Raw genomic sequence first — 25,250 nt, 5'->3', positions numbered from 1 at the left:
CACACATAAACGCAGGATAAAATCAGAAGCACCGGCTAATCCACTCACAATGAGCCGTATCAAAGCTATGCTACAATCAATCCGCATTGAGAAGATCGTTGTATAGCAATGGTATTATCACTACACAACACAGGATAAGGAGTTTCTATGAAAGTCACTATTGCCGCTTTGTTCGCCATCACCCTTGTAGCCTGTAGTTCTCATCCACTAGAAGCACCATCGCTCCCCGCTTTTGTCAATGCAGTCCCGGATAATTGGCTGCAGGCTCAAACCAAAAAATCTCAGGAAAAAGCCGATTATATTCAGTCTCATCAAACCGCTTATGATTGGTTCTCCAATTTTGCTTTTAGCGAAGTGGACGGTATTCCCTACATTGCGTTGAAGCTATTGCCTAAGCTGGCGCCGGAACTCTGGGGCAGTGAGGAAAATTTTCTCGATGCCGTGGGTTTGTTTATCGATGAGCGGCAGAAATCTTATCCGGTTGCACGCGGTGTTGGTTTTAGCGGATTATCCCGAAGTGAAGCGCAAGGCAACATCGACTACGCTTCGTTTACGTGCGGCGCCTGCCATATTGGCCGCGTGCGGCTGGAAAACGGCCAAATCGATTACCTGGATGGCGGGTCGAATGCCACATTCAACATTGTGCAGTTCCGCGTCAGACTGTATCAAACCTTACAAAAAGCCTATGCGGGTGAAACCGGCGACAATAAATACCAGTTGCTAACACAAAAGTTACTGAGCGCGTTGGATACAACGCATCAACAGAATCTAAATTATTTTTATAGCAATTATCAATCTGCCGGCAGAAACTTTGACGCTGACTACGAAGCCGCCCAGATCGCGCTCTTCAAGAAAAATGCTGCGCAAACAATCCAGAAATTCGCGCAACGGGCAGAAGCCGAATATGACGGTTTCAGCGCATTGGTCGCAAAAAACTATGCGGGTTTTGAATCCGCCATGGTTGCAGGTTTTCCTGGCATGGCCGACGCCACCGGTTTGAGTGCTGTCAATGGTTATATTGGTTTGCGCAGCATCCCGATACTAAAATGGTTTGCCGGTATCAGCTTACCCCCGGAACCCGGTATTACTGATTTCATGTCGGTATGGGAACAGGACAAACGGCGCGCCAGTTGGGATGAAAGCCATAAAAGACTCATTAATGGTGGCGGCCAGTGGAACGGCAATGTGCCTATGCCCTTATACCGCAACCTGATCGCTATGTTGACCTTGGGTTTGGAAAAAACTGATGTGCGTAACGCTGTCTTTACCGAGGAACTACTAAATGGCTTACCAGCCACTCCCTACCCTTTCGCTGTGGATATCAAGCTGGCCAAACAAGGAGAAACGTTATTTGCCGAACATTGCGCCGATTGCCATCAACCCAAAAACGGCAAAGTGTACGACACTCTCGGCACCAGCATGAAACGGGCTTACGTGGTCGGTGCGCTGTTAAATTATGCCGCCCGCAAAACGCTTTATGACAATTGTTCACCGGATACGACGGTCAATCTAGGCGGAAAAGCGATTAAACCTTGTGCTGAATTTGATGGCGTTTCGTTAACCGGCAAGAAAGACCTGCTGATGTCACCCAAAGACGAACACCACGGCTACAATGCCCTCCCGTTAAGCGGCATCTGGGCGCAAGCACCGTATCTGCATAATGGTACCCGTACCGACTGTTTATCACTTACTAGTACCGGATGAGCGTCCTGCCAGCTTTATCAAAAGCCGCTTGGACTATGACCAAAAGTTTCTCGGCTTTTCTTGGGATCCGCAACAGGCAACCGGCCAAAACGAAGGTTACCCATTCCAGGCCAATGCAATTCCCGCTTTGAGCAATAAAGGCCATGACAAAGACATTGTGGAAGGTAAAAAAACTTATCGCCTCAACTGGTCCGGTGACAAACAAGGCGCTTGGGCGATTATTGAGTACATGAAGACGTTGTAATTTTTTGACAGGACGCAAATTATTCATCCACTGAGGAATCTTCGGGTCACTGTCATTTCGAGCGTAGCGAGAAATCTATCGTGTTGATTGCAAGGATTCCTCACCGTGTTCGGAATGACAAATGAGGATTACTCAGCGGTTTCTTAACACAAGGAATCATCATGCCAAACACACTGATTCAACCTTACTTAATGTTCGGCGGCCGCTGCGAAGAGGCGCTCGAATTCTATCGCACCGCGCTCGGCGCACAAATTGACATGCTAATGCGCTTCAAAGACAGCCCAGAACCGACACCGCCGGGGATGCTGCCACCAGGATTTGAAAATAAAGTGATGCACGCCGGTTTCCGCATCGGCGACAACGTGCTGATGGCTTCGGACGGTTGCGAAGAAGGGCAACGCTACAGCGGATTCTCGCTGTCGATTGCGGTTGCAACGGAAGCCGAAGCGGACTGCTTCTTCACCGCGCTATCCGACGGCGGCCAAGTACAAATGCCGCTAGCCAAAACATTCTGGTCACCACGCTTCGGCATGCTCACCGACCGTTTCGGTATCAGTTGGATGATCAATGTCGTCACCACTGAATGCACCGAATGAAATCACGTATCTCGATCATTGGCATCGCAGCGACGGCACTGATAACCGGAACCGGCTGCACCACCCAACAACTCTACAATACTGGGCAGGCGTGGCAGCGGAATGAATGTAATCGCCTGATGGATCAACAGGAACGCAGTCGCTGCTTATCGAGCACCAGCACTTCGTATGAAGCGTACAAGCAGCAATCCGGAGCCGGGAGCGAACCGAAATGACACCCCTCATCCGCTTCGACCAGATGACCGAACAACAGCTATGGGACATCGCCAACCCGATCAAGGACAACTTGATGGATGCCTCAACCCAACTCGACTATGCCAGGCATGTCCAGGATTTTACTGGCCGGATGAAAGCCATCGTTACCCCGGTGTATTTTCAACACGTCTGCCAGCAGTACCAAGCCGAAAAAGGCTATTTTTCTAACCGCGTCCCGGTTGCTGTCTTCAGACGCCCGGAGTCAGCGGTCATTGTGTGGAAACAATCGTTCACGAAAGTGCCAGGGGAATTCGTCGCGGAAATGGTGCTTGTACATCAAGATGGTAGATATTTGGTGGATCATGCGATGGTTTTTTGAACGTCGGCTTGCAGTAAAAATCCATAAAAACCGCTCATTACGGATCTAAAAAAATTTGTTATCATGAAAGCTAAATTGATAAATTGTCATAAAACATAAGAACATAGCATGAAGCTTACCGTGATAGATTTCATTTGTGACGTAATATATTGCGTCATTTCGGATGTCTAATTCTAGTTGGGTGTCTTACGTGCCCCCTGAGGAGTAGTGGCAATGAGTGAACTTAATGTGTTCGTCAGCGTTGGTGGAACAGCGACGGAGCAGCAAGAGACTTTTGTTCGCGCCGTTGAAGATCGGCTTCGAAGCGAAGGGCTCATTCCCCACACGGCTGGACGAAATACGTTCAGTGCCGATTCGCCCCTCAAGACAGTGACGCAACTCTTGGACAGTTGCTCCGGAACTGTAGTTATCGCCCTTGAGCGAATGTACTTTCCAGTCGGTGCCGACAAGCGGGGGGGACCGAAAGAGTCGCCCCTAGTAGATGTCAAACTTGCAACTCCGTGGAATCAGATCGAAGCCGCAATGGCCTACAGCCGGGGCCATCCGCTATTGGTGATCGTAGAGCAGGGGATCAAGAACGAAGGCCTCTTGGAGCGTGGCCATGACTGGTACATCCAATCTGTGAAGCCAGACCCGTCGGCGCTGGCGACTACAGAGTTTAATGGCGTACTCTCCAGCTGGAAGCAGAAGCTAGTGAAGCGTCCGCTTACCAGCGCAAGTGTTCCGAAGAATCCATCAGAACTCACAGTTGGTGAGCTTGTGGGAAGCATGAAACCGAGCCAGTTGTGGAGTTTGCTTGGTACGGTCGCAGTGCTCGTTGCCGGCGCCTTTGCTCTCGGCGGAAAGCTCTTCGGTGGCATTTAGACACATAACTCGAACGTTGGGAGTCGCGAACAAAGAAATGGATATACACTGTCCATGAGACACATGATCGCTATCTAGGATGTCTAGGAAACCCACCGCCATGACCGCCACCACCATGACCTCTACTGAGTAATATCGCAGCAGCGACGATGACAACAACAACAGCGACTGCGATGACTTTATTCCAATCAATGACTGTTTTATAGAGCTGGAAATCGCCTCTCCAGCGTATGCGTTGCCAGACTTCGTCCGGAGTAACCGGATAAGGACGACCGATAACCTCATGGGTAATAATAACTCCTTGGTCTGCTCTGACGTCAATGGATTGCGTTGCATCTTCCAGCAATATTACCTTGATCGCGCCGCTGAGTACCAAGACTTCTGTTTGATGCTGCGACACACTGATATGCAGAATAGCGTCCTTGGCTTGTATCCTCGCATGTAGGGTTTCAATATTTTGCTGGCAATCCGATGTGTCCGCATAAGCATTACCCACATTAAACCGATCGACGCGTATCAGGCAGGATGAATCCGATGCTTTGAATTCAACGCGCGCACTGCTTTGAGGTCCCGTGCTCACAAACGAATGATTCTTTACCTTCGCAGAAATCTTTACTTGCGCGCCATTGAGTAAAGCGCTTTTGCCCGATGCGTACATGGAACCGATGATTCCATTGTCAGTACCGGCGTTGTGATGAATACGAAAACCTGTATTTTCACTTTGTTCCAGAAAACCGTCCCTTTCAGCAAAATTTCTATCCTGGATTGGTACTGTTTTACAACCCGCCAGTAGCAAAATGGCTATGAGCAGTAGCAGCAGCCCTTCTTTATTGCCCGACAAATTAAAAGAAAAAGGCATGAACCATTGATCGCGTCTCGAACAAATATCCCTTATCTCGCAGAAGAATAGCTTGGTTTTTGTGGTGCTCATTTTGCTTCTCCTTTCAGTAGTTCGTTTCGAATGGATTCCTGATGGGATCACTGTACAGTGGTCAATTTGAATCAGTACTGAATGAAGCGAGGTGTGATCGTGGTGCTGTTTTTTCTGCGCTATCACAAGGCAGTGGTATCTGACAAAACCGGATAGATTGTTAACGATTTCTGACTAAGTTGATTATGTTCAAGGTTAGGATTATGGATTTATCGTGTTCTAAGCTTTTCATTGAGAATCCAATTAAACTCAAGAAACCGAATATAAAAATTGTCTGTAGCAAGCAATTCTTTTGCATGCGCAGTGTCGGCAAGGCTATCGCGATATTGGGTAAAGAATTGCGACAGGTTAGGCCAGCCTTGCCAACCGCGCTCAAAATCTCTCTCGTACCAATCAAAGAGCTCAGAAACTTCAAGTTTCCCAGTCACTTCGTCCAATCGATTGCGTGATCGATCTGACAAGAAAGGGCGTGTTGCTAATTCTAATTGCTGCTCTAAGTCGATTCCGCTATATGCCCGATTGCGTAATGCCGGGTAATCGATGGAAGCACGATTGAGTGCGAAATGAATGCGTGGTTCATCATAATTTCCAGGCCTACGAATAAAATCATCTTCAAGCGCGCTTAATGAAATAATTTTACCCAATAGTGGAATAAAGTTAATTCTTTACTGATTCTTTATCCGGGAAATGAGCTGTAATTTGTCACGAATATTACGTGGCTTATAGTATCGATCCTGGGGAAATGTTGATTGAGTCCTAAAAATCATGTCTATCGTAAACGCGTTGTAGGCATTAATTAAGAAAGCAAGCTGTTCGGATTTATCCCAATCTGAAAATTCGCTGTTTTTGACTTGCGATAACTGAGACAAATATCTGCTTAACTGACCGCGATGTGCAGAAAAATTGAAGTAATCCACAACACCGGCTTTTCCTTGATTCACCATATAAACATGTTGACGTAACAAATCATCCCAAATGGCATGATCGAATCGTGCCGCTGAAACTGTGCTCGAAGTAAGCCACAACAGTAATATTAGTAGTGAATGTTTAAAGATATTCAAAGTAATCTCCTGACATCAAATCGAAGTTACTTGCAGTGGGTTTTGGCACTGTGATGAAAACAAAGCCTTTATTACCAGGCAAATTAAAGTAAAAAGCATGGACCATAGATAGCATCTCGAACAAATATTCCATATCTTGCAGAAGAATGGTCTATTTTTTGGGGCACCCATTTTGCTTCTCCTTTCAGTTATTCATTCCGAGTGGATTCCTAATGGAATCACTGTACAGTGGTCAATCTGAATCAGGACTGAATGAAGAAACTGAACAAGGTATTGTTTTTTCTACACCACAACAGCAACTTGTGGATGAAATATGTAGAGAAGAGTGGGCAGTCTTTTGATTGCCCGCATGAGAGGTGAAAAACAGAGTTGACATTGCGATGCATGGCATGTTTGAATACTGCTCAAGTATCAATTATGGAGTCATTCAAATATGTCAAATCGTGGCGGGAAAAGAGAAAATGCGGGAAGACCACGCGGCCAGGGAAAATTTGGCGAGCCGACTGTTTCAATACGCATACCGCAAAGTCAGGGAGCTACCATCAAAAATTTTCTTGACGCATACCAGCGTAAAAGAACAGATCCCAGTGATGAAGAATCAAATGTGGATGAGTTTCTTATTCCCGCCATTAGCGATCAACCGACCTTGCTACCGCTCTTTTCCACCAAAGTGGCGGCAGGTTTTCCCAGTCCGGCTGATGATCATATCGAGAAAAGCCTCGATGTCAGTGAATTTCTGATCGATCATGCGGCATCGACGTTCTTCGTTACGATTAAGGGAGATTCGATGATTGATGTCGGTTTACTGCCAGACGATAAAGTTGTGGTAGATAGATCAAAGACACCAGGCATCGGTGACATTGTGCTTGCAGTGGTTGACCGTGAATTCACCATTAAAATCTTTGATTACGGGGCAAACAAAATGCCGAGGCTTATGCCAGCCAACTCATCAGGTGCGTACAAACCCATTTACATTCGTCCAGATATGCAGTTTGAGATTTTTGGTGTAGTGACAGGATCATTCCGTCGTTTCAAGTGAGTAAGTTGCTGCTGGCTCATAATATGGCAGAAAGAATTTTGAAATCATCACGCCGCATTGCTATGCCTACCCGTTCTATCCCGCTAATTGATGTGAATAACTTCCATGCTAGTTGCGAACGAATAATTAATACTAAGTTGGAAGACAAACCGGCTGTGGTGCTATCTGGCTTATGCAAATGGCTTGACGACGCTGCCAATGCAGACAAATGATACCGTGCGATTGATCAAGTCAATGCCCGTATGGGGAGGGGCACACGATTAGACTGGCATCCGAACTTAACAGCGTTATTGTAATGTAGTATAAAATCGAATTGAGAAATGCCTTACCTCCACATAGCAGTATTGTGGCCAAATATTATAAGGAACCAATATGTCCCGATCACTTTTTATTCTTATCATCTTTGTCATAACGCTTCAAGGTTGTGCTTCATCCAGAGAAGTGTTTCTGGCTGACGGAACCAAAGGGCATAACATCAACTGCAGTGGCTCTGGAATGAACTATAGCAACTGTCTTGAGAAAGCGGGGGAAATCTGTGATACACGAGGGTATCACCTACTGAATCAGCAAGGTGATGCTGTTCCTTTCTCTCAAGCAATCCGTGAGTTTGGCGCAAACACACAATCAGCATCAGTCGGATATTTGACATCTTCGGGTTCAATAGTCACCCGTAATCTATTTATCAAATGCAAATAAAAGCGCACAACTTATGAAAGTTGAAGTGACGGTTGAATTAGACATCAATTTATATAAAACCAGTATTGCAGACATAAAGAAATTATTGGAAGAAATGATGGATCCGAAAAAATTCGATGCTCTGGAAACGATAACTATTAAAGATATAAAAATAGGAAAATAGATTGTCTCTCAAAGTTTAAGATTTTATCGTGACTGGATATCCTTCTCGGGAACAATCAGACTGCAAATAGCCTTCTCTGGTGCGGCGTCAGTCTTTCAAGTTCTGCCGCCAATATTTGGAACTCTTCAGTTTTCATCACAGATAAATCCCGGCAATATTTTCTGGTAACTTCCGCACACCGATTAACAGGATTAGGAAGCCACATGCTGTGCGGTAACTACCATAAACTCGCGCTGAGTTAGTTAGCGCACAGACGGCAAACTCACCAGACCATTACTCTGCATTCGATAAATCTTGTTGGCAATACCCATTGTCGCCTATCTGTCATCGCTTCTCATGCATAAAGGAGTAACTTATGGAAAACCATCACGGCAACAACAACGATCCGGCCAACTCAGCAGTGAAATCAACGGCGATCGAGATCCGCAAGGGCCAGACGTCAGGTCGACTTGATCGCGCTGAATTTAGCGTTCGGTTCCGTGCCACATTCATTGACCCCGCGTTCCGAAGCGAAGACGAATCCATCGCACGGCTTGAAGAGGTCGCTTGGCAAGCTTACACCGATGGCCGCAAGGCGCCCTTTACACAGAAAGCAGGTCCGGGATATGTTGATCCGGATTACGAGTTATCAATCGAATGGCTGTCCACAAAGCAGCGTATAGAAGAAGCACAACAGCGCTGGAGTGAACCTTCAACGCCATCTCGGGTATTGCTGATCTGTGGCTCGGCACGCAATGATGGAACCTGTCCAGGCGAGATGTCCAAATCCTTCCGGCTGTTGAAGATTGTTCGCGAAACGTTAGAGCAGGCTGATATCCAGGTTGATGTACTCGACCTAAGTCTGATTACCTCGGAATATGGTCGCAACATCCACCCATGCAAGGGATGTGTATCGACGGCAATGCCTTTGTGTCACTGGCCGTGTAGTTGTTACCCCAATCACTCTCTCAATCAAAACAATGATTGGATGGCCGAAATCTATGAGCGCTGGACGGCTGCCCATGCCGTGATCATCGTAACCCCGGTGTATTGGTACCAGAGTCCAAGCCCTCTGAAATTGATGATAGACCGCATGGTCTGCGCCGATGGTGGCAACCCTGACCCTACATCGACATCGGGCAAGAATGCGAGCAAAGCGAAAGAGCTCGAGATGGCCGGATGGGACTACCCGCAGCACCTGGCCGGACGTGCCTACGGCGTGATTGTACACGGCGATGTGGCCGGTATTGAAGGTTCGCGCCGTTCTTTGTCCGACTGGCTCGACTGGATGGGTTTTATCGACGCCGGAGCTCAGGCACGCCTGGATCGCTACATCGGATACTTCGAACCCTATGCGACCAGTCACGATGTTCTGGACAAAGATAGTGCAGTACAGGCAGAAACACGCAATGTCGCGCTCGCCGTAGCAAAAGCCGTCGTCGAGTTACGCGCCGGACGGCTCCATGCGGTGCAGGCGAAGCTGCCACGCCCGCGACCAAAGTAGATCTATTCTCTCATTCCGTCCTTCAGCACATTCCTAACACTGGAGGGTGCTTCGCTGTTGCCACTCATCTATAACTGAACAGATGGAGGAACAATCATTTCAGTCTGATCGACTTATCCACAGCGGTGTAGTACGCTATGTCGCGATAACGCCTAATCAATTTAAACCCGGCGCCAACAATATAACTATCATCTTGTACTATAATTCCGAACTGCTCATTGATTCATATCGTTCCCCTATTAAAACTAAATCCATGAATACCACTGACATCAAAAGTTACATGCAATCCGTCGGCCGGGAAGCACGCATGGCTTCTCGCTTGGTCGCAAAAGCGGACACGGCGGCGAAGAATCATGCGCTGATTGCGATGGCAAATTCCATCCGGCGGGATGAACAATTATTATTAGCGGCCAATGCCAACGATCTCGACAACGCACGCGCTAAAGGTCTGGAAGCTTCGATGATTGATCGCTTGACATTGTCGGCCAAAGGCGTGGCGACGATGGCGGAAGGCTTGTTGCAGATTGCGGCACTGGCTGATCCGGTGGGCGAGATCAGTGGATTGAGTTATCGGCCTTCCGGTATACAGGTTGGGAAAATGCGCGTGCCTTTGGGTGTGGTCGGCATTATTTATGAAGCACGCCCGAATGTGACAGCTGATGCCGCGGGATTATGCCTGAAAGCGGGGAATGCAGTGATTTTGCGCGGCGGATCGGAGGCGATTCATAGCAATCAGGCGATTGCCGTGTGTGTCAAAGAAGGATTGCGGCTGGCCGGTTTACCGGAAACGGCTGTGCAAGTAATTGAGACCACCGATCGCGCGGCGGTGGGCGAATTGATTACGATGAAAGATTTTGTCGATGTGATTGTGCCGCGCGGCGGCAAGGGATTGATCGAACGGATTGCCAATGAAGCGCGCATCCCGGTAATCAAGCATCTGGATGGCGTGTGCCATGTGTACATTGACGATCAAGCTGATTTTGATAAAGCCATCACCATTGCCGACAATGCCAAGACGCAACGTTATGGCACCTGCAACACGATGGAAACATTGCTGATCCATGAAGGCATTGCACAGAAAATACTACCTGCCTTGAGCAAGATATATTTTGACAAAGGTGTCGAATTACGCGGCGATGCGGCAGCACGCGGCATCATTCCGCAAATGAATTCCGCCACTGAGCAGGACTGGTACGAAGAATATCTGGCACCGATTTTGAGTATCCGCATTGTCGATGGACTGGATCAGGCGATTGATCACATCACGAAATACGGCTCTCAGCATACCGATGCAATTGTCACGGAAAACTATACGCGTGCGCGGCGTTTTCTGCGTGAAGTAGATTCCAGCTCGGTGATGATCAATACCACGACGCGTTTTGCCGATGGATTTGAATATGGCCTGGGGGCTGAAATCGGCATTTCGACCGACAAAATCCATGCACGCGGTCCGGTCGGCCTGGAAGGATTGACCAGTCAAAAATTTATCGTGCTAGGCGATGGCCAGTTAAGACAGTAACCTGCTTTTAAACATATTTATACAGAACGAGTGCCCGGCACTCAGTCCACCTCAAAGGTTGTTATGACACAAGTTCTCGAAATAAAGATTCCAGATATCGGTGATTTCAAGGATGCTACAGTCATTGAGCTATTCGTCTCCCTCGGCGATACGATTGAGAAGGAAACTTCGCTGATCACACTGGAAACGGACAAAGCTTCAATGGAAGTACCTTCCCCATACGCCGGTGTGGTGCAAGAAATCAAAATCAAAGTGGGCGACAAAGTGTCAGAAGGTTCGGTTATTATGACTTTGGCATTGACTGAGCAACCCGCAGCCGCAACGCGCTCAGAAGCCACAACCGGAACCAGCGAGAAAGCAGTTGCTGCGCCCATATCACCGCAATCCATTCCACCGGGAGACATTCACGCCGACATGGTAGTGCTTGGCGCCGGTCCCGGAGGATATACTGCCGCTTTTCGCGCTGCTGATCTGGGCAAAAAAGTGGTTTTAATCGAGCGCTACGCCACACTCGGTGGCGTGTGCCTGAATGTTGGCTGCATCCCTTCCAAGGCTTTACTTCATGCAGCAAAAGTAATCACGGAAGCAGAAGATGTTGAAGCGCAAGGTATTGTTTTTGGCAAACCCCAAATCGATATTGATAAGCTGCGCACCTGGAAAAAATCGGTGATCGGCAAACTGACCAGAGGCCTGAAAGCACTGGCGAAACAACGCAAGGTAGAAGTCATCCATGGCAGCGGAAAATTTGCCACGCCAAATCTGATTCAGGTCGAAACTACTGATGGACAAAAAACGATTTCTTTCGAGCACTGCATCATCGCGGCCGGTTCCAGCGTCGCGCGTATTCCCGGTTTTCCTTACGATGATCCGCGCCTGATTGATTCCACCGGAGCGCTGCAACTAAACGATGTGCCGAAGCACATGCTGATTATCGGTGGCGGCATTATTGGCCTGGAAATGGCCACGGTCTATTCCGCGCTGGGAAGCAAAATCAGTGTAGTGGAATGGATGGATCAGTTGATTCCGGGTGCTGATCTCGATCTCGTGAAACCATTGCACCGCCGTATCAAGAAACGCTACGAAGCGATTTATCTAAAAACCAAGGTGACTCAGATTAATGCCGATGAATCCGGACTGACCGTGACCTTTGAAGGAGAGAGTGCACCGGAACCGCAAACCTACGATCGTATTTTAATGGCCATCGGACGCCGCCCGAATGGCCGCGCTGTTGGTGCCGAGGAAATCGGCATCCAAGTCAACGAACGCGGTTTTATTCCGGTCGATCAGCAAATGCGTACCAACCTGCCGCATATTTTTGCGATTGGCGATATCGTGGGTGAACCGATGCTGGCGCATAAAGCCACTTATGAAGGTAAATTAGCTGCAGAGATTATTGCCGGGCATAAAGCCATCTTTGATGCCCGTACCATTCCTTCCGTCGCTTACACCGATCCTGAAATTGCCTGGATGGGCCTGACCGAGAAAGAAGCCGTTAAGCAAGGTATTGACTATGAAAAGACCAGCTTCCCTTGGGCTGCGAGTGGCCGTGCTATATCCATGGCACGCGAAGAAGGATTGACGCAACTGCTGCTGGATAAAAATACCCGCCGTATACTAGGTGCTGGCATGGTAGGAATCAATGCCGGTGAGTTGATTGCAGAAACGGTTTTAGCGCTGGAGATGGGTGCGGATATGCAAGATATCAGTCTGACCATTCATCCGCATCCCACGCTTTCGGAAACCATACTGTTCGCCGCCGAAATGGCTGAAGGAACTATCACAGATCTTTATATACCAAAGAAATAGACGACATGGGTATCTCCGAAAATTCAGCAAAATACTCAGCCGGTTTCTGATTCCTGCAAACAAAGCAATTGCAATCAACTTTTACAAATTCTATGATGGATACAAAAAAAACTCACAGCATTTCTTTCGTATTGTTATTCATTTTATGTGGTGTGATGCAAAATTCATTTGCAACACATATCTCTGAACCTGTTCTAATCGATCCCAAAACACAATATAAAATCGGAGACATGGTTATTCTGCATGGACGAGTAGACTATAATGCGCAGCCGGCCCCAGATGTTTTGCTTAATTTCAAGCTGATCCGCCCCGATGGCACAATGGCGGTTGATCAATCCTATCCAAGTAATGCGGAGGGTCATTTTGATTTTAAGTTTGATAGCAAAAATGAAGTGCCGGGCACTTATCAAATCACGATTACTTCACATTGCTTGGAAATTCACCGGTATGCTTGCACCTACAAAAACCAAACACTGTCTATTGAATTGAAATAACCTAGAGAAATAACTCACACAAGATAAATAGGTTAGCTACAGTTGACAGTATTTCAAACCCTATCAATGCTTCCATGCATAAAAAAGAATACTTATGGAATTTCCTATCGTAAAAATTTTCCGCAACTGCTTAACCCTTGTTCTCGCGCTCTTCTTGCTATCAGCTTGTAATCCAAAAATGAGCGGTCTCTCAGAGCGCGAGGCAGCGATCAACGCTAGAGAATCGGAACTCGTAACATTATTTGCAGCGTTGGTGGAACAGAAAAAAGCATTAGAAAATAATCAGACGACCAACCAAGAAGAAAATGCTTCTCCTTCCAGAACCACTGAATGTTTATGCGACTCGATGAGCGATCTCAATCCAGCTGTAAATACTCAAAAAGACAAAACAACGGTGAGATATACCCGAACAGTGTCCGGTGGTATTGAGAAAATTCACCTTGCCCCCGATTCCAGAACATTACTAGGCCGTATTGAAAAAGTTTACATGGATCCTCCCGGTATGGAATTTAACGCGCGGATTGACACCGGTGCTCAGACATCCTCTCTGAATGCGATTGATATCGTTGAATTCGAACGGGATGGCAAGCCGCACGTGCGATTTAATGTCATCAATCCAAAAACCGGAGAAAAAACTGAAATAACCAGGCGCTTGCGTCGTTATGCACGGGTTAAGGAACTAAACAATAAAGAATCACAAAATCGCCCGGTGGTTAGAATGCGTGTTGTAATCGCCGACATTGATGAACAAATAAATTTTACGTTGGTGGATCGCAGCAAACTCAAAAATCAGGTTCTGATAGGACGCAATTTATTACGTGATCTCGCAATCGTGGACGTCAGCAAGAAATATACGACTGCCAGGAATGATAAAGTAAAACAAGGTGGTCTCAGGTAATGTCCTCCAAATTGAGGCTCTATATTTTAGTTTTTCTGATTATGGGGCTTGGCATAGGTCTGATTTCATATAAGCACTTTGCTTTGGGATTCCCATTATCGCCTGATGACAAGAAATCAGTCTGGACAATTGAAGCCAAAATCGATTTCATTGCACGCGGTGATCCCGTTATCGTCTCGTTCGCACTCCCCCCGCAAACGCCCAATGTTGTCTTTATGGAAGAAGATTTTGCTTCGACCGGTTATGGATTTAGTGAATTAGCTTCTCCAGCAGGACGTCGCGCGCAATGGAGCAAAAGAACCGCATCAGGGCCTCAAACAGCTTATTACCGCCTGAGCATGTATGAAACGGATCAGTTCATTCAGCCACCCATTGCAGCAGCAGATCTTCCCGCAGAACCAGAAAAACCTGAGTTTGATGGGGTACTTAAGACCGCAGCCATCACATTATTAGATCAAGTTCGCAGCAAATCGGCTAATACTGAAATCTTTACCCGTGAGCTGATCAGAACTTTAAACTCCAATACCCCTGATCAGAATCAACGCTTACTCCTCAATGACCAATCCAGCGAAGATTATAAAACCCACTTAATCATTCATTTACTGGCATCAGAAGGTATTAGTGCGCATATTGTTCGTGGACTCTATCTGAATGAGGGCCGAAAAAGATTGTCGCTAACCAATTTTGTGGAAGTTTATATAGGCGGCCGATGGCTTTTGTTTAATCAGAATACCGGAGAGAACGGGAAACCCAAGAACTTCCTGGTCTGGCAACGTGGCGATCAGTCTCTACTGGATGTCATCGGGGGGAAAAACTCAAAAATTTCCTTCTCTATCATAAAAAGTATCCAATCAACCAGAAATCTCGCCGTGCGTGACAGCATCAGTAAGCAAGCTGGGATCATCGATTTCTCTATTTACAGCTTACCGATTGAACAACAGAATGCATTCAAAATGATCTTATTATTACCGATCGGCGCATTGATTGTTGTCATTATGCGCCTGTTGATCGGCATACGGACTTCCGGCACATTTATGCCGATTCTGATCGCATTGGCGTTGATTCAAACCACCTTGCTAACCGGCATCATCATCTTTCTGACTGTCGTTGGCACAGGGCTACTGATCCGATCTTACTTATCACGCTTAAACTTGCTCTTTGTAGCACGTATCTCAGCGGTGATCATTGTGGTGATCGCAATTATGGCGAGTATCAGTATCATCAGTAATAAACTTGGAATTGATCAGTCCATGACGGTAACTTTCTTCCCGATGATCATCTTGTCATGGACCATTGAACGCATGTCAGTTCTGTGGGAAGAAGACGGCCCTAGAGAAGTCTTTATCCAAGGTGGCGGTAGCCTGTTAACAGCGGTGATTGCTTATTTGTTTATGACGAACCGGACGATTGAATATCTAACCTTTAACTTTCCCGAACTGATGCTGGTCAATCTGGCGCTCATCCTGATTCTTGGACAATATACCGGCTACCGGTTATCCGAGCTATATCGTTTTCATGCTCTGGAAAGACGCGATGTTACTGGCAAGCGCTAAGAAACTCAGGAGTTTTGGCATCATCGGAATGAATCAGAGAAATTTTGGTTTGATTTCCCGCTACAACCCGCGCCATTTATACCCGCTTGTTGACGATAAACTAAAAACCAAACTGCTGGCACAAAAAGCTGGTATCACAGTACCCAAATTACTTGGCACCGTGGAATACCAGCATGATGTCAAACTGCTGAAAGAAATACTCCAGCCGCATGCCCAGTTCGTCATAAAACCGGTCAAAGGCAGTGGTGGAAAAGGTATCCTGGTGATTACCGAGCATGACCATAATCTCTACTTCAAACCCAGCGGAGATTCGATACAACTGGCGGATATCGAACGGCATGTATCGAATATTCTGAGCGGCCTCCATAGCTTGGGCGGCAAGCCCGATAACGTCATGATCGAATCATTAATACAACTGGATCCGGTTTTTTCTGACTATAGTTATGAAGGCATTCCTGATCTGCGCATCATTGTACTCTGCGGTTATCCCATTATGGCCATGCTACGGCTCACAACCCATGCCTCCGATGGCAAAGCCAATCTACATCAGGGTGCAGTGGGCGTTGGAATCGACATGGGCACTGGTCATGCGTTACATGCTGTGCAGTATGGTAAACCGGTCTTACACCACCCGGATACACGTAAGACTTTTTCAGAATTAGTCATCCCGCATTGGGACAAACTCTTACAATTGGCTGCCGCTTGTTATGAAATGACTGGCTTGGGATACCTGGGTGTAGATATTGTGCTAGACAGAGATCAGGGCCCCATGATTATTGAGCTCAACGCACGCCCCGGGCTTTCCATCCAAGTGGCCAACGCTGCTGGCCTGGCACCACGTGTTGCCATTATTGAAGCACTCAAGACAATTGATCCTGATCCGCAATCACGAGTTGCTTACAGCAAGCAACAATTCGCAACAAATGCAGGAATGTATCCATCTCGTCTGCTGCGAGCTCGAAGCGATGACCAAGAATTGTAAACGATTCAAACGAACTTCAATAAACTGGATAAGCGCATTTAGTCATCTGTATTAACAACAACTTTATTGCGCCCTCTCTGTTTAGCTTGAAATAGCGCTTTATCTGCAGCCTCGCTCAGGCTGGCAGCATCCGGAAAATGAGCAAGATCCGCTATGCCACAACTAAAACTGACTGAGAATTCTTCATCCTGACTCAGATGTAATAGGCGCGAAAAAACATTGCGAATCTCATCAATCACTTTTGAAGCCGACGCAGCATCGGTATCATTCATAATGACAGCGAATTCTTCGCCACCATATCGCCCAATAATATCTGTTCCACGCAAACGCTGCTTTAACAGTCTAGATAGGCTCTTAATCACACGATCACCCGCAGCATGCCCATACTTATTATTAATTTTTGTAAAAGAATCGATATCCACCAAAGCAAATGACATCGGCGTATCCAGTCGGATGGAGCGCACCGCCTCACGCACCAATTCTTCCTTGAGCGCCGTATGATTGAGTAAACTTGTCAAACCGTCATGCACCATCAGAGAACGTAAAGAACGCGCACGCATCACACGCGATGTGACCGCTGAGACCAGATGCCTGGGATCAATGGGTCTAACCAGGAAATCGTCACCGCTCAGACTCAGCGCTTCAAATTGCGTGTTGAAATCATTTTCAGAGGAAAGATAAACAATAGGAGTACTCACGAAACCATCCAGCTGCCGGATAACTTTCGCCAATTCAATACCATTACAGCCCGGCATATACAGATCCATCAGGATCAGATCCGGATTAAAATCACCCAATACTGCCATCAGGCTCATGGATTCTGTGACAGCCTTCACAACCATCCCGGCCTGCTCCAGTATCGCAGCATGATAGGAAAGTACTGTCGGACTGTCATCTACCATCAATATACGAAAAGAATCCTGAACCTGTGATGCTGTTATCAAATCAAGCTGCCCAATTAATTCAACAGGATTGAGTGGCTTTGTGAAATACGCAACACTACCGGCTCGAACCGCTCCCAACCGGTAATCCATATTATCATGCACTGAAATAAAAATGACTTGTGCAGGTTGTGGCAATTCCTGTTGGATCTCTTCCATAACATAGATACCCCCCCTTTCATCCTCAGGGAACTCTGTTTCCATGAGAATAATGGCATGGGGTTGATCTTTGATGGCCACCCGGAATTTGTCTAAATGAGTAAACACCTCCACTTCATAACCGTAATAGCGCAATTGCAACGCAAGCTCCTGCGCCGCTTCAGCATCATCGTCCACCACAAATATCAGATTGGATGGATTCGGATTTGAGAAAAATGCATCTTCATCCACTATCGTCTGAGTAACATCGTTTGCGACATTAGATTCATTCTCAGCCGAAATCTTCTTCAGCTCAAGAATCTGCTGCAAAATCTGGTTTAACTGCAGGTCATTCGCTGAAGCCGATTTCTGCATTAAGTTCTTGAGGATTTGCTCCAGTGCATGCGCTTCAACACTCAGCTGCGGAAAGCCGAATGTCTTGCCAGTGCCAACCAAATTATGAACGGCACGATGAAGTTCCTGTAAAACAGTCTCATCCCATCCAACCAACAATCTATTCCATATCGCTTCTATTTCATTAATTCTGTCCGGCAACTCCTCTGCAAACGAAGTAACCAACAAGCACATTTTTTCTTGAAATTCGTTGTGTACTCTATTTTCCATAATATGGTGCCCAATGTTGTTCGATCTCAGTGAGTTGTTTCATGGGATCAAATGGTTTTGCGATAACAGTCGATGTATCCAGATTCATGGTATACGCAATTCAATTGCACCCTGGCAATCATCAATATAACAGGAACACTCATCAGCCTGTAAAATTTTCCAAAAGTGATGCGTGTTGTTATACCATCCTTATCTGACATAAGGACATCCGGTAATATAAGATATAGAAAATTCCTCTATCATCGTGGATCGTCACTACCCGTCCAAACAGCAAGAAGCTTTATCTGATCGACGAGTTGGATACAATCAGTACAATTACCCGCTCATTCTAATTAAAGAAGTTGGAACTCAATCCTGCGATCTAACACCTAAAACCCGGTTACTTAATCATTTTACCTTTTAAACTATCTATTAGCAGTCATGTTACATAAAATAGCTATCCAGATTCTGGCTGTCATAATCGCAATCACGCTTAGCATCTTTGCCATTGGCGCACTATTGACCGCACCGGCACCCACGGCAGTAGGAGCACTCTCTGTAGATTTTCCAGTTGAATCGGTGCAAATCCCCGCTCCCAATGAATCCACGGTACATGGCTGGCTAGTTTATGGGCAACCCGGCAACGGCATTGTATTGCTGGCACATTCGATGCGCAGTAATCGTCTCGAAATGCTGAGCCGAGCACGATTCCTTAGAGATCAGGGCTATAGTGTTCTGTTTATTGATTTACAAGCGCATGGTGAAACTGCCGGAGAAAAAATTACTTTTGGTTTGAGGGAATCTGAAAATATTAAAGCGTCAATCGTTTTTCTGCGAAAAACTTTCCCTACGGAGCGGATCGGCGCAATCGGTGTTTCTCTGGGCGCTGCGGCTATCGTACTTGCCAAACATGATTTGAAGCTGAGTGCCGTCGTCTTGGAATCATTACATCCTACCATTGAAGAAGCAGTTGATAATCGCTTGAAGCTTCATTTTGGAAACTATGGATCGGTACTTTTACCGCTCATGCTGTCGCAACTAAGTTTTTACCTGGATACATCTACCGAAGCATTAAGTCCTATCACTCGAATCAATAATCTTAACGCACCATTATTGATAATCTCCGGGACAGAAGATGCACACACAACGCAACTAGAAACCGAACGTCTCTATGCTGCTGCCAAAGCCCCAAAGGAGCTATGGATTATTCCTGGCGCGAGACATTTCAATATGCATACTTATGCCGGCCAAGAATATGAACAACGTATTAGCGCTTTTCTATCGCAATATCTGCACCAAAATGTTAACTGATAGCGCTCAACATATCGATCAGGAATCATTGCCCCGCCACAAGAACGCAGATGTGATAAAGTCACTTGTATTGTTTAGCTGTCTTAGAGACCATATTTCTGCTTTTACAAGAAGGCCCCAATATGAATAACTACCAGAATATTCTACTTGCTATCGATTTCTCCGATTATGGCCATTTTGTGGCGCAAAGAGCAAAGTCATTGGCAAATCAATTTAATGCGCGTCTCCATATCATTCATGTTCTGGATAATATTCCTATGCCTGACACGCCTTATGGCATGGTGATTCCACTGAATGAAGATTCATCGTATGATTTACTGGAAGCAGAAAAGAATAAATTAATACAAATCAGCAAGCAACTGGATATTTCACCAGAACGCCGCTGGATGATCTGGGGTGAGCCGCAACAGGAAATCACCCAGTTTGCTGCACAAGAACAAATTGATCTGATTGTTGTGGGTTCACATGGGCGACATGGACTTGCTATACTAATGGGTTCAACGGCCAAGGACGTTTTATATCATGCAGAATGTGATGTACTGGCTATTCACCTGAAAGACCATCAAGAATAAACTGAGGTGATCAGATTATCTCCAAAACTGCCACCAAGCCTTAGCACCTACCTCTGGCAATTCCGCAAGAAAGCGGCTGTCAGGAAAATTGATTCGCATCACGCGCTCCGCATCATCCCGCAAATCATACATTTCCAGCGCTTCATAGGCTTTTATCATAATGTATAAAGCCTCTTCAGTCGCCGGTGTACGCGGGTACTCCTTGACTGCATTTTGCGCCCGGTTGGCTGCGGCAACATAGGCCTTGCGCTTCATATAGTAGCGCGCAATATGAATTTCACTCATCGCAACCGCGTTGACCAAATAGGCCATACGTTGTCTGGCATCGACTGCATATTTGCTCTCGGGAAATCTCGTCGCTAATTCTTTGAAATTTTCAAATGACTCACGCGATGCTTTTGAATCACGCTCGCTCATATCCTGTTTGAGCGGGCCTTTCATCAAGAAACCCATCATTCCCCAATTGTCGTTAAAACTTGATAATCCCTTTATATAATAAGCATAATCAACATTCACATGATGCGGATGCAATTTAATAAATCGATCCGTCGCTGCGATTGCAGAAGCCGGCTCTTCATTTTTATAATGCGCATAGGCAATTTCAAGCTGCGCCTGCTGCGCGATCCGGCCATAAGGATAGCGCGCTTCCAATGATTCATACAGCTTGATAGCTGCAGCATAACTGCCATCATTCAATTTATCTTTTGCCTCACTGTAGAATTTATTGGCAGACCAGTCCTGTTGGTCTGCGGTGCGATCCGGCAACAAACCGCATGCCGGTAACCATAACACCAAAATTAAAGCTAAACTACGTAACATGACGAATTCCATAAAAAACAAAGATACATCCGGCGATTATAGCGTAAAGCCACTTCCGCTAGTACGCAACGAACCGGCGCACAGCATCATTGACTTAACGATTCCTGCGGATTATGCAGGACTGCGCCTCGATCAAGCTCTGGCGAAGCTTTTACCCAACTGGTCACGCAGCCGCTTGCAAACTTGGATTACTGAAAATCGAGTCATGCTGGATGGTCAGGTCACTACGATAAAGCAGAAAGTATGGGGCAATGAGCATGTTAAGGTCTCTCCTCAAGATATATCCGCTGAATCAACGTATGTAGCTGAAGATATCGATCTGAATATCATTCACGAAGATGATGCAATCATGATTATCAACAAACCGGCCGGTTTGGTCACTCACCCGGGAAATGGAAACTGGCAGGGCACTTTGTTAAATGCCTTACTACATCACGCGCCACAACTGAAAAACATACCCCGTGCCGGCATAGTTCACCGTCTGGACAAAGACACCAGCGGTTTACTGGTCGTTGCAAAAACACTAGAAGCACAAACGAACCTTGTGCGCCAATTACAGCAACATACCGTAAAACGCGATTATCTGGCGCTGGTTCTGGGAGAGGTTACGCAAGCTGGTAGCGTCGATGCGCCAGTAGGCCGTCATCCCATACATCGCACGAAAATGGCCGTTACAACAAACGGCAAGTCAGCACGCACGCACTATCAGGTTATCGAAAACTTTACAGGCTGCACGTTACTGCAATGTAGCCTTGAAACTGGACGCACACATCAAATCCGGGTGCATTTGAGTTCTATTGGACATTCATTGGCCGGTGATCCTGTGTATGGCGGAAAACCCGGAAAAACAGGGCAAGTAATCGGACAGTTATTGATTAGCTTTCCCAGGCAAGCCCTACATGCTCAAAAACTGGCATTGGCTCACCCGCAAACGGAACAAATCCTCGAATGGAAAGCCGATGCGCCAGAAGACCTGAATAATTTATTGCAGCTATTGCGGCAACACAGCAGATCAGAGATTACGGAATAAAAAAATGCGCCCGCAGGCGCATTTTTTCTTCTTGCTTCATCAGTAAACTCATAGACTGGTAAAGAACTTAGAAAGGTATCATCGCATCCAGTGAGAATAAAATTTGATCCTTATTACCGCCAAATGGTCGATATGCAGCGGCATGAAGTGCATCGGCTCTGTCATAGCGAATATTGGGGCGAATATTTAAATTTCTTAACCCCTGCCAGCCAAGTTTTAATGTTCTAGCTGCCTTCCAATTTGCACCTAAGGTTACTGCATAATAATCTGCAGGAGTACTAGTGGCCAGTGAGCTTGCACCACCCAGCGCATAGCTGTTTCCAAGATGATTCGTTGCTGCGGCTACCCGCCCTGGCGAGAAAACACGGAAGCCGTCGGTATCGCGAAACCACTCAGCGCGGACACCGACCGACAGATCCGGTGTCAGATCATAATATGTATGTGAGTTAATACCATACCACGTAGCATTCGTCACCCCGTTAGCTGTCAACACACCATCAGCGAAGCCATGGTCATGTTGCAAGATAAAATGGGTCTTTTCTGTAAACTTATGTTTCGCCACGATGCTATACATACCCCAGAAATTATTGCTGCGTGTGGAAGCTGTACTACCGGTACCTGCAATATTCAGTGAGCTTTGTTTATCATCACTGGTCCAGGTAACACCGCCAATCCCGCCCCAATTTCCCATTTGCCTATCAAAATTACCATCCCAGCCACCGGTTCCACTACCACCGATTGCACCAGCCATCGCGGTGAAATTCCTATTCACCGTATAATTACTCAATACACCGGTATGGGTAAAAGGCTCACCGTATTGCATCGTGTAAGCATGGGTATAGAAGAAATTATTAGGCGCAGGAACCGTTTCATAGCCAATCGGCGTATAAAAATGGCCCGCTTTTACATTGAGCCCATTGCCAATCGGCACATAAACTTCTGCAAAAGCCTGTGGAATTGCGATACCGTATGTGCGAAGAGAATTACAGCATATCCCAAGATCCCAGTTACCCCGATCAGACAAACCCCTACCATTATTGACATCAAACGCCGGATTGCCATAGGCTTGGGTAAAGATAGCATCAGTACCGAACATGAAATCAGCACGGAAACCGACATCCCATCTTTTGCCTTCCGTCTTCACAGCACGCTCCATAAAAATGTTCAACTGATTCAGTTGGGCTCTATTCGCTTGATCAGCAAAAGTAACCGGGCCGTTAAAACCATCAGTCTGACTTGGATTGAAAGTCGCGCCGCCATTCACCCATCCGCCAAACTTAACGCCGCTATTTTTAAGCAAATTCATAAAACTGTTGCCGCCACTATCTTTGTTACTCGTTACAGCTTGTGCATAAACACTCGACGAACTCATGCCGATCAGCAGCAACCCCCCAGCCACAACGTGAAATATTTGTTTCTTGTATAGCGATTGATATTCCATTACTCTCCCCTCTCTGAATTTAAATAAGACAATGAAAAAGATACAAAAACTAAAAACCACAAAAGACCCTAGCCACCACGTGGGAAGAACTCTAACACTGAATCGCTTAAGGGGTCAACGTGAACAAGTGAGTTCATCGACTTATCATTAAAAAATACAACACAAATAGTAGTTTTATCGTCACTAGGTTCAGTTCTTTCTCGAATATTAGCGTAAATGTGTATCCAATAACTCCATATCTGGTCTGCCCAAGAAACACTCACTGGTTAAGCACAAGACAATTCTTCTTGGTATAGCGTGCACACTCTGGGTTTGCAATCACACCGCCGAAGCTTGATTAATTCATATGAATAAGCAGTATAAGCAGCTATCTGCAATAGAAATTGTCATCACCAGCTAAGAAACGCAATAGCTAACCCACCTCCTAACGATTTATTCATCCTGAATACTTTCTACCACGATTAAAGTTTTAAATTGCTCAAACCGTTAAAAAGACAATTCTATGCTAACTGCCAAATATTGGCTTGCAGCCTATGAGCGCTACTGACTGATTCGATAACTAGATATTCATTTTTCACTCTAAAAATAATCGATTATGAATTTGATACCGATACAAACTACCGATCTGACAATTGGTCAGCCATTGCCATGGGATTTGTTCGATCAGGAACATCAGTCGATACAAAAGCGTGGTTATATCTTCAGCACAGAGGATGAATTAAAACAGCTGGAAGGATCATCGATATTCCGTATGCAAAATCCCGTACCGGAACAAACTGAGTCAAACAATAATAAGTTTAGCTTTGATGATATGCTACTCAAAGTGGGGCATAAGCTACAGCTCAAACTATCCTCGCAATTAAGAGGCTCTGTCGAGATAAAATCAAATTCCTACGCAACAACCCTGATTGGTTATGTGCAAGACAGCACCCTTATCGTCACCATGCCCGCATCCGATCAGTTCGTAGGAGAGCCTTACGTTGAAGGGGATCAAGTTCAGGTAAGTTTATTTAGCGGAAATTCTGTATTCAATTTTACGGTTTTTGTCGACAAGATTATTAAAGTACCGTTTAAGTATTTACACTTGTCCTTCCCTAAGGAAATACAAGGTAAAAACATTCGAAAATCACGAAGAATTAAATGCAGTATTCAAGGATCTGTCGTTGAAAAATCTATTCCAGTGTCCATCATAGATCTTAGTATATGCGGCGCAGGAATTTGCTCAGATCTCCCTTTGGAATCACTGGGAACAACAATAACATTGTCTTTTGCCATCACAGTCCTTGACGAAGAAATACCCTTAACGATAAAAAGCACTATTAGATCTGCTAAGGAGCTCAATAAGAACGGCCAGAAAATAATCTGCTTTGGGTTTGAATTTATCGACATAAAATCTGAACAGATGCATACATTACATCACCTGATTTATCAAGAAATTGTCGAGCATCCCGAGAAGGTGGTTTAATTGAGAAAAAATCTCACCAGAAAACCCTACTACCAGAAACCCCAGTTACCTGTCGATACGATCCATATACCCAATATCGCGTTGGTGACTGAATGTGCAAGAATCGGTGACCATAGCGTTCCGCTGCGTATATATAACAAGTTATAAACAATACCGGCAAATAAACCAGCCAACCACAGGCTGTGTGCCAGCGCAAAAAATACAGCCGTGATGCAGAATGCCTTTAATCCGACATGCGCCGGATTAACAGTAAGAAAGTTTGGATGATCAATCCAGCGCATCAGAAATGACCGCCAGAAAAGCTCTTCCATCACTGGGACTAT

Annotated in this window: 27 protein-coding genes and 1 pseudogene; 22 read left to right on the top strand and 6 right to left on the bottom strand. The window is 46.0% G+C overall.

Annotated elements, in window-relative coordinates; all coding sequences use genetic code 11:
- The first annotated feature begins 147 nt into the window (after positions 1–147).
- From ACH10T_RS04720 to ACH10T_RS04695, 6 genes are all read left to right on the top strand, one after another.
- Positions 148–1,704, top strand: coding sequence for a cytochrome C (locus tag ACH10T_RS04720; protein ID WP_394808170.1), 1,557 nt, complete (start codon positions 148–150; stop codon positions 1,702–1,704).
- On the top strand, positions 1,661–1,948 hold the full coding sequence (locus ACH10T_RS04715; RefSeq protein WP_394808169.1) for a hypothetical protein: 288 nt from the start codon (positions 1,661–1,663) through the stop codon (positions 1,946–1,948). The genes ACH10T_RS04720 and ACH10T_RS04715 overlap by 44 nt, the downstream gene beginning before the upstream one ends.
- Positions 1,949–2,109: 161 nt before the next feature.
- Positions 2,110–2,544 carry a VOC family protein gene (locus tag ACH10T_RS04710; protein WP_394808168.1) on the top strand — a complete coding sequence of 145 codons (435 nt, stop codon included), beginning with the start codon at positions 2,110–2,112 and terminating at the stop codon, positions 2,542–2,544.
- Entirely contained in the window at positions 2,541–2,759 is a 219-nt protein-coding gene (locus tag ACH10T_RS04705) for a hypothetical protein (protein WP_394808167.1), read from the top strand. Before ACH10T_RS04710 ends, ACH10T_RS04705 begins: the two co-directional genes overlap by 4 nt.
- Positions 2,756–3,118 carry a hypothetical protein gene (locus ACH10T_RS04700; protein WP_394808166.1) on the top strand — a complete coding sequence of 121 codons (363 nt, stop codon included), beginning with the start codon at positions 2,756–2,758 and terminating at the stop codon, positions 3,116–3,118. Before ACH10T_RS04705 ends, ACH10T_RS04700 begins: the two co-directional genes overlap by 4 nt.
- A gap of 213 nt (positions 3,119–3,331) precedes the next feature.
- Entirely contained in the window at positions 3,332–3,982 is a 651-nt protein-coding gene (locus ACH10T_RS04695) for a hypothetical protein (RefSeq protein ID WP_394808165.1), read from the top strand.
- Positions 3,983–4,052: 70 nt separating this feature from the next.
- Here the strand turns inward: ACH10T_RS04695 and ACH10T_RS04690 are convergent, their stop codons facing one another.
- Together ACH10T_RS04690 and ACH10T_RS04685 are read right to left on the bottom strand one after the other, a co-directional pair.
- On the bottom strand, positions 4,053–4,913 hold the full coding sequence (locus ACH10T_RS04690) for a hypothetical protein (protein ID WP_394808164.1): 861 nt from the start codon (positions 4,911–4,913) through the stop codon (positions 4,053–4,055).
- Between the two features lie 209 nt (positions 4,914–5,122).
- Positions 5,123–5,857 (bottom strand): annotated as a pseudogene (locus ACH10T_RS04685) (DUF547 domain-containing protein).
- 329 nt (positions 5,858–6,186) lie between these two features.
- On the opposite strand from ACH10T_RS04685, the gene ACH10T_RS04680 reads away from it, so the two are divergent.
- The 12 genes from ACH10T_RS04680 (at position 6,187) to ACH10T_RS04625 (ending at position 16,607) form a co-directional block, all read left to right on the top strand.
- The gene (locus tag ACH10T_RS04680; RefSeq protein ID WP_394808163.1) at positions 6,187–6,315 is read left to right on the top strand and encodes a hypothetical protein; all 129 of its coding nucleotides are present in this window, start codon (positions 6,187–6,189) and stop codon (positions 6,313–6,315) included.
- A 92-nt stretch (positions 6,316–6,407) separates the two neighbouring features.
- Complete coding sequence (locus tag ACH10T_RS04675; protein WP_394808162.1) at positions 6,408–7,013, top strand: LexA family protein; 606 nt, start codon at positions 6,408–6,410, stop codon at positions 7,011–7,013.
- Between the two features lie 23 nt (positions 7,014–7,036).
- On the top strand, positions 7,037–7,225 hold the full coding sequence (locus tag ACH10T_RS04670) for a hypothetical protein (RefSeq protein ID WP_394808161.1): 189 nt from the start codon (positions 7,037–7,039) through the stop codon (positions 7,223–7,225).
- Positions 7,226–7,385: 160 nt separating this feature from the next.
- Entirely contained in the window at positions 7,386–7,709 is a 324-nt protein-coding gene (locus ACH10T_RS04665) for a hypothetical protein (protein ID WP_394808160.1), read from the top strand.
- Between the two features lie 13 nt (positions 7,710–7,722).
- The gene (locus tag ACH10T_RS04660) at positions 7,723–7,872 is read left to right on the top strand and encodes a hypothetical protein (RefSeq protein WP_013967014.1); all 150 of its coding nucleotides are present in this window, start codon (positions 7,723–7,725) and stop codon (positions 7,870–7,872) included.
- Positions 7,873–8,227: 355 nt separating this feature from the next.
- Complete coding sequence (locus ACH10T_RS04655; RefSeq protein WP_394808159.1) at positions 8,228–9,355, top strand: flavodoxin family protein; 1,128 nt, start codon at positions 8,228–8,230, stop codon at positions 9,353–9,355.
- A 253-nt stretch (positions 9,356–9,608) separates the two neighbouring features.
- Positions 9,609–10,874 (top strand): glutamate-5-semialdehyde dehydrogenase, encoded by a 1,266-nt coding sequence (locus ACH10T_RS04650; protein WP_394808158.1) that lies wholly within the window; start codon positions 9,609–9,611, stop codon positions 10,872–10,874.
- Between the two features lie 63 nt (positions 10,875–10,937).
- Complete coding sequence (gene lpdA, locus ACH10T_RS04645) at positions 10,938–12,680, top strand: dihydrolipoyl dehydrogenase (RefSeq protein WP_394808157.1); 1,743 nt, start codon at positions 10,938–10,940, stop codon at positions 12,678–12,680.
- 155 nt (positions 12,681–12,835) lie between these two features.
- Positions 12,836–13,174: a hypothetical protein gene (locus ACH10T_RS04640; protein WP_394808156.1), complete on the top strand. Its 339-nt coding sequence runs from the start codon at positions 12,836–12,838 to the stop codon at positions 13,172–13,174.
- Positions 13,175–13,352: 178 nt separating this feature from the next.
- Positions 13,353–14,072: an ATP-dependent zinc protease gene (locus tag ACH10T_RS04635; RefSeq protein ID WP_394808155.1), complete on the top strand. Its 720-nt coding sequence runs from the start codon at positions 13,353–13,355 to the stop codon at positions 14,070–14,072.
- Positions 14,072–15,625 carry an inactive transglutaminase family protein gene (locus tag ACH10T_RS04630; protein WP_394808154.1) on the top strand — a complete coding sequence of 518 codons (1,554 nt, stop codon included), beginning with the start codon at positions 14,072–14,074 and terminating at the stop codon, positions 15,623–15,625. Before ACH10T_RS04635 ends, ACH10T_RS04630 begins: the two co-directional genes overlap by 1 nt.
- A complete protein-coding gene (locus ACH10T_RS04625) occupies positions 15,588–16,607 on the top strand; it encodes an alpha-L-glutamate ligase-like protein (RefSeq protein WP_394808153.1) in 1,020 nt (339 codons plus the stop codon). The genes ACH10T_RS04630 and ACH10T_RS04625 overlap by 38 nt, the downstream gene beginning before the upstream one ends.
- A 38-nt stretch (positions 16,608–16,645) precedes the next feature.
- Here the strand turns inward: ACH10T_RS04625 and ACH10T_RS04620 are convergent, their stop codons facing one another.
- The gene (locus ACH10T_RS04620) at positions 16,646–18,310 is read right to left on the bottom strand and encodes a diguanylate cyclase (RefSeq protein ID WP_394808152.1); all 1,665 of its coding nucleotides are present in this window, start codon (positions 18,308–18,310) and stop codon (positions 16,646–16,648) included.
- A 420-nt stretch (positions 18,311–18,730) separates the two neighbouring features.
- On the opposite strand from ACH10T_RS04620, the gene ACH10T_RS04615 reads away from it, so the two are divergent.
- The gene (locus ACH10T_RS04615) at positions 18,731–19,600 is read left to right on the top strand and encodes an alpha/beta hydrolase (protein ID WP_394808151.1); all 870 of its coding nucleotides are present in this window, start codon (positions 18,731–18,733) and stop codon (positions 19,598–19,600) included.
- A gap of 122 nt (positions 19,601–19,722) precedes the next feature.
- Complete coding sequence (locus ACH10T_RS04610; protein WP_394808150.1) at positions 19,723–20,172, top strand: universal stress protein; 450 nt, start codon at positions 19,723–19,725, stop codon at positions 20,170–20,172.
- A 15-nt stretch (positions 20,173–20,187) separates the two neighbouring features.
- On the opposite strand, the gene ACH10T_RS04605 is transcribed toward ACH10T_RS04610, so the two are convergent.
- On the bottom strand, positions 20,188–20,991 hold the full coding sequence (locus ACH10T_RS04605; RefSeq protein ID WP_394808149.1) for an outer membrane protein assembly factor BamD: 804 nt from the start codon (positions 20,989–20,991) through the stop codon (positions 20,188–20,190).
- Between ACH10T_RS04605 and rluD the strand changes: the two genes are divergently transcribed.
- Positions 20,990–22,021 (top strand): 23S rRNA pseudouridine(1911/1915/1917) synthase RluD, encoded by a 1,032-nt coding sequence (gene rluD / locus ACH10T_RS04600; protein WP_394808148.1) that lies wholly within the window; start codon positions 20,990–20,992, stop codon positions 22,019–22,021. The two genes, ACH10T_RS04605 and rluD, sit on opposite strands and share 2 nt — an antisense overlap.
- A 67-nt stretch (positions 22,022–22,088) precedes the next feature.
- Here rluD and ACH10T_RS04595 read toward each other — a convergent pair whose 3' ends face one another.
- Positions 22,089–23,462, bottom strand: coding sequence for a porin (locus tag ACH10T_RS04595; protein WP_394808147.1), 1,374 nt, complete (start codon positions 23,460–23,462; stop codon positions 22,089–22,091).
- Between the two features lie 595 nt (positions 23,463–24,057).
- On the opposite strand from ACH10T_RS04595, the gene ACH10T_RS04590 reads away from it, so the two are divergent.
- Entirely contained in the window at positions 24,058–24,927 is an 870-nt protein-coding gene (locus ACH10T_RS04590) for a flagellar brake protein (RefSeq protein WP_394808146.1), read from the top strand.
- 29 nt (positions 24,928–24,956) lie between these two features.
- Here ACH10T_RS04590 and ACH10T_RS04585 read toward each other — a convergent pair.
- A partial coding sequence (locus ACH10T_RS04585) for a CAAX prenyl protease-related protein (RefSeq protein WP_394808145.1) occupies positions 24,957–25,250 on the bottom strand: 294 nt, incomplete at its 5' end.

Origin of the sequence: Nitrosomonas sp., from assembly GCF_043753625.1 — a bacterium.
Lineage (GTDB): Bacteria > Pseudomonadota > Gammaproteobacteria > Burkholderiales > Nitrosomonadaceae > Nitrosomonas.
The sequence above is the reverse complement of the archived record's forward strand: the minus strand, read 5'-3'. Positions and strand labels throughout refer to the sequence as shown.

Excerpts from the sequence above, each read along its gene's own strand:
- ACH10T_RS04720 (WP_394808170.1), top strand. The coding sequence starts at position 148 with ATGAAAGTCACTATTGCCGCTTTGTTCGCCATCACCCTTGTAGCCTGT.
- ACH10T_RS04715 (WP_394808169.1), top strand. The coding sequence starts at position 1,661 with ATGGTACCCGTACCGACTGTTTATCACTTACTAGTACCGGATGAGCGT.
- ACH10T_RS04710 (WP_394808168.1), top strand. The coding sequence starts at position 2,110 with ATGCCAAACACACTGATTCAACCTTACTTAATGTTCGGCGGCCGCTGC.
- ACH10T_RS04705 (WP_394808167.1), top strand. The coding sequence starts at position 2,541 with ATGAAATCACGTATCTCGATCATTGGCATCGCAGCGACGGCACTGATA.
- ACH10T_RS04700 (WP_394808166.1), top strand. The coding sequence starts at position 2,756 with ATGACACCCCTCATCCGCTTCGACCAGATGACCGAACAACAGCTATGG.
- ACH10T_RS04695 (WP_394808165.1), top strand. The coding sequence starts at position 3,332 with ATGAGTGAACTTAATGTGTTCGTCAGCGTTGGTGGAACAGCGACGGAG.
- ACH10T_RS04690 (WP_394808164.1), bottom strand. The coding sequence starts at position 4,913 with ATGAGCACCACAAAAACCAAGCTATTCTTCTGCGAGATAAGGGATATT.
- ACH10T_RS04680 (WP_394808163.1), top strand. The coding sequence starts at position 6,187 with ATGGAATCACTGTACAGTGGTCAATCTGAATCAGGACTGAATGAAGAA.
- ACH10T_RS04675 (WP_394808162.1), top strand. The coding sequence starts at position 6,408 with ATGTCAAATCGTGGCGGGAAAAGAGAAAATGCGGGAAGACCACGCGGC.
- ACH10T_RS04670 (WP_394808161.1), top strand. The coding sequence starts at position 7,037 with ATGGCAGAAAGAATTTTGAAATCATCACGCCGCATTGCTATGCCTACC.
- ACH10T_RS04665 (WP_394808160.1), top strand. The coding sequence starts at position 7,386 with ATGTCCCGATCACTTTTTATTCTTATCATCTTTGTCATAACGCTTCAA.
- ACH10T_RS04660 (WP_013967014.1), top strand. The coding sequence starts at position 7,723 with ATGAAAGTTGAAGTGACGGTTGAATTAGACATCAATTTATATAAAACC.
- ACH10T_RS04655 (WP_394808159.1), top strand. The coding sequence starts at position 8,228 with ATGGAAAACCATCACGGCAACAACAACGATCCGGCCAACTCAGCAGTG.
- ACH10T_RS04650 (WP_394808158.1), top strand. The coding sequence starts at position 9,609 with ATGAATACCACTGACATCAAAAGTTACATGCAATCCGTCGGCCGGGAA.
- lpdA (WP_394808157.1), top strand. The coding sequence starts at position 10,938 with ATGACACAAGTTCTCGAAATAAAGATTCCAGATATCGGTGATTTCAAG.
- ACH10T_RS04640 (WP_394808156.1), top strand. The coding sequence starts at position 12,836 with ATGCAAAATTCATTTGCAACACATATCTCTGAACCTGTTCTAATCGAT.
- ACH10T_RS04635 (WP_394808155.1), top strand. The coding sequence starts at position 13,353 with ATGAGCGGTCTCTCAGAGCGCGAGGCAGCGATCAACGCTAGAGAATCG.
- ACH10T_RS04630 (WP_394808154.1), top strand. The coding sequence starts at position 14,072 with ATGTCCTCCAAATTGAGGCTCTATATTTTAGTTTTTCTGATTATGGGG.
- ACH10T_RS04625 (WP_394808153.1), top strand. The coding sequence starts at position 15,588 with ATGCTCTGGAAAGACGCGATGTTACTGGCAAGCGCTAAGAAACTCAGG.
- ACH10T_RS04620 (WP_394808152.1), bottom strand. The coding sequence starts at position 18,310 with ATGGAAAATAGAGTACACAACGAATTTCAAGAAAAAATGTGCTTGTTG.
- ACH10T_RS04615 (WP_394808151.1), top strand. The coding sequence starts at position 18,731 with ATGTTACATAAAATAGCTATCCAGATTCTGGCTGTCATAATCGCAATC.
- ACH10T_RS04610 (WP_394808150.1), top strand. The coding sequence starts at position 19,723 with ATGAATAACTACCAGAATATTCTACTTGCTATCGATTTCTCCGATTAT.
- rluD (WP_394808148.1), top strand. The coding sequence starts at position 20,990 with ATGACGAATTCCATAAAAAACAAAGATACATCCGGCGATTATAGCGTA.
- ACH10T_RS04605 (WP_394808149.1), bottom strand. The coding sequence starts at position 20,991 with ATGTTACGTAGTTTAGCTTTAATTTTGGTGTTATGGTTACCGGCATGC.
- ACH10T_RS04595 (WP_394808147.1), bottom strand. The coding sequence starts at position 23,462 with ATGGAATATCAATCGCTATACAAGAAACAAATATTTCACGTTGTGGCT.
- ACH10T_RS04590 (WP_394808146.1), top strand. The coding sequence starts at position 24,058 with ATGAATTTGATACCGATACAAACTACCGATCTGACAATTGGTCAGCCA.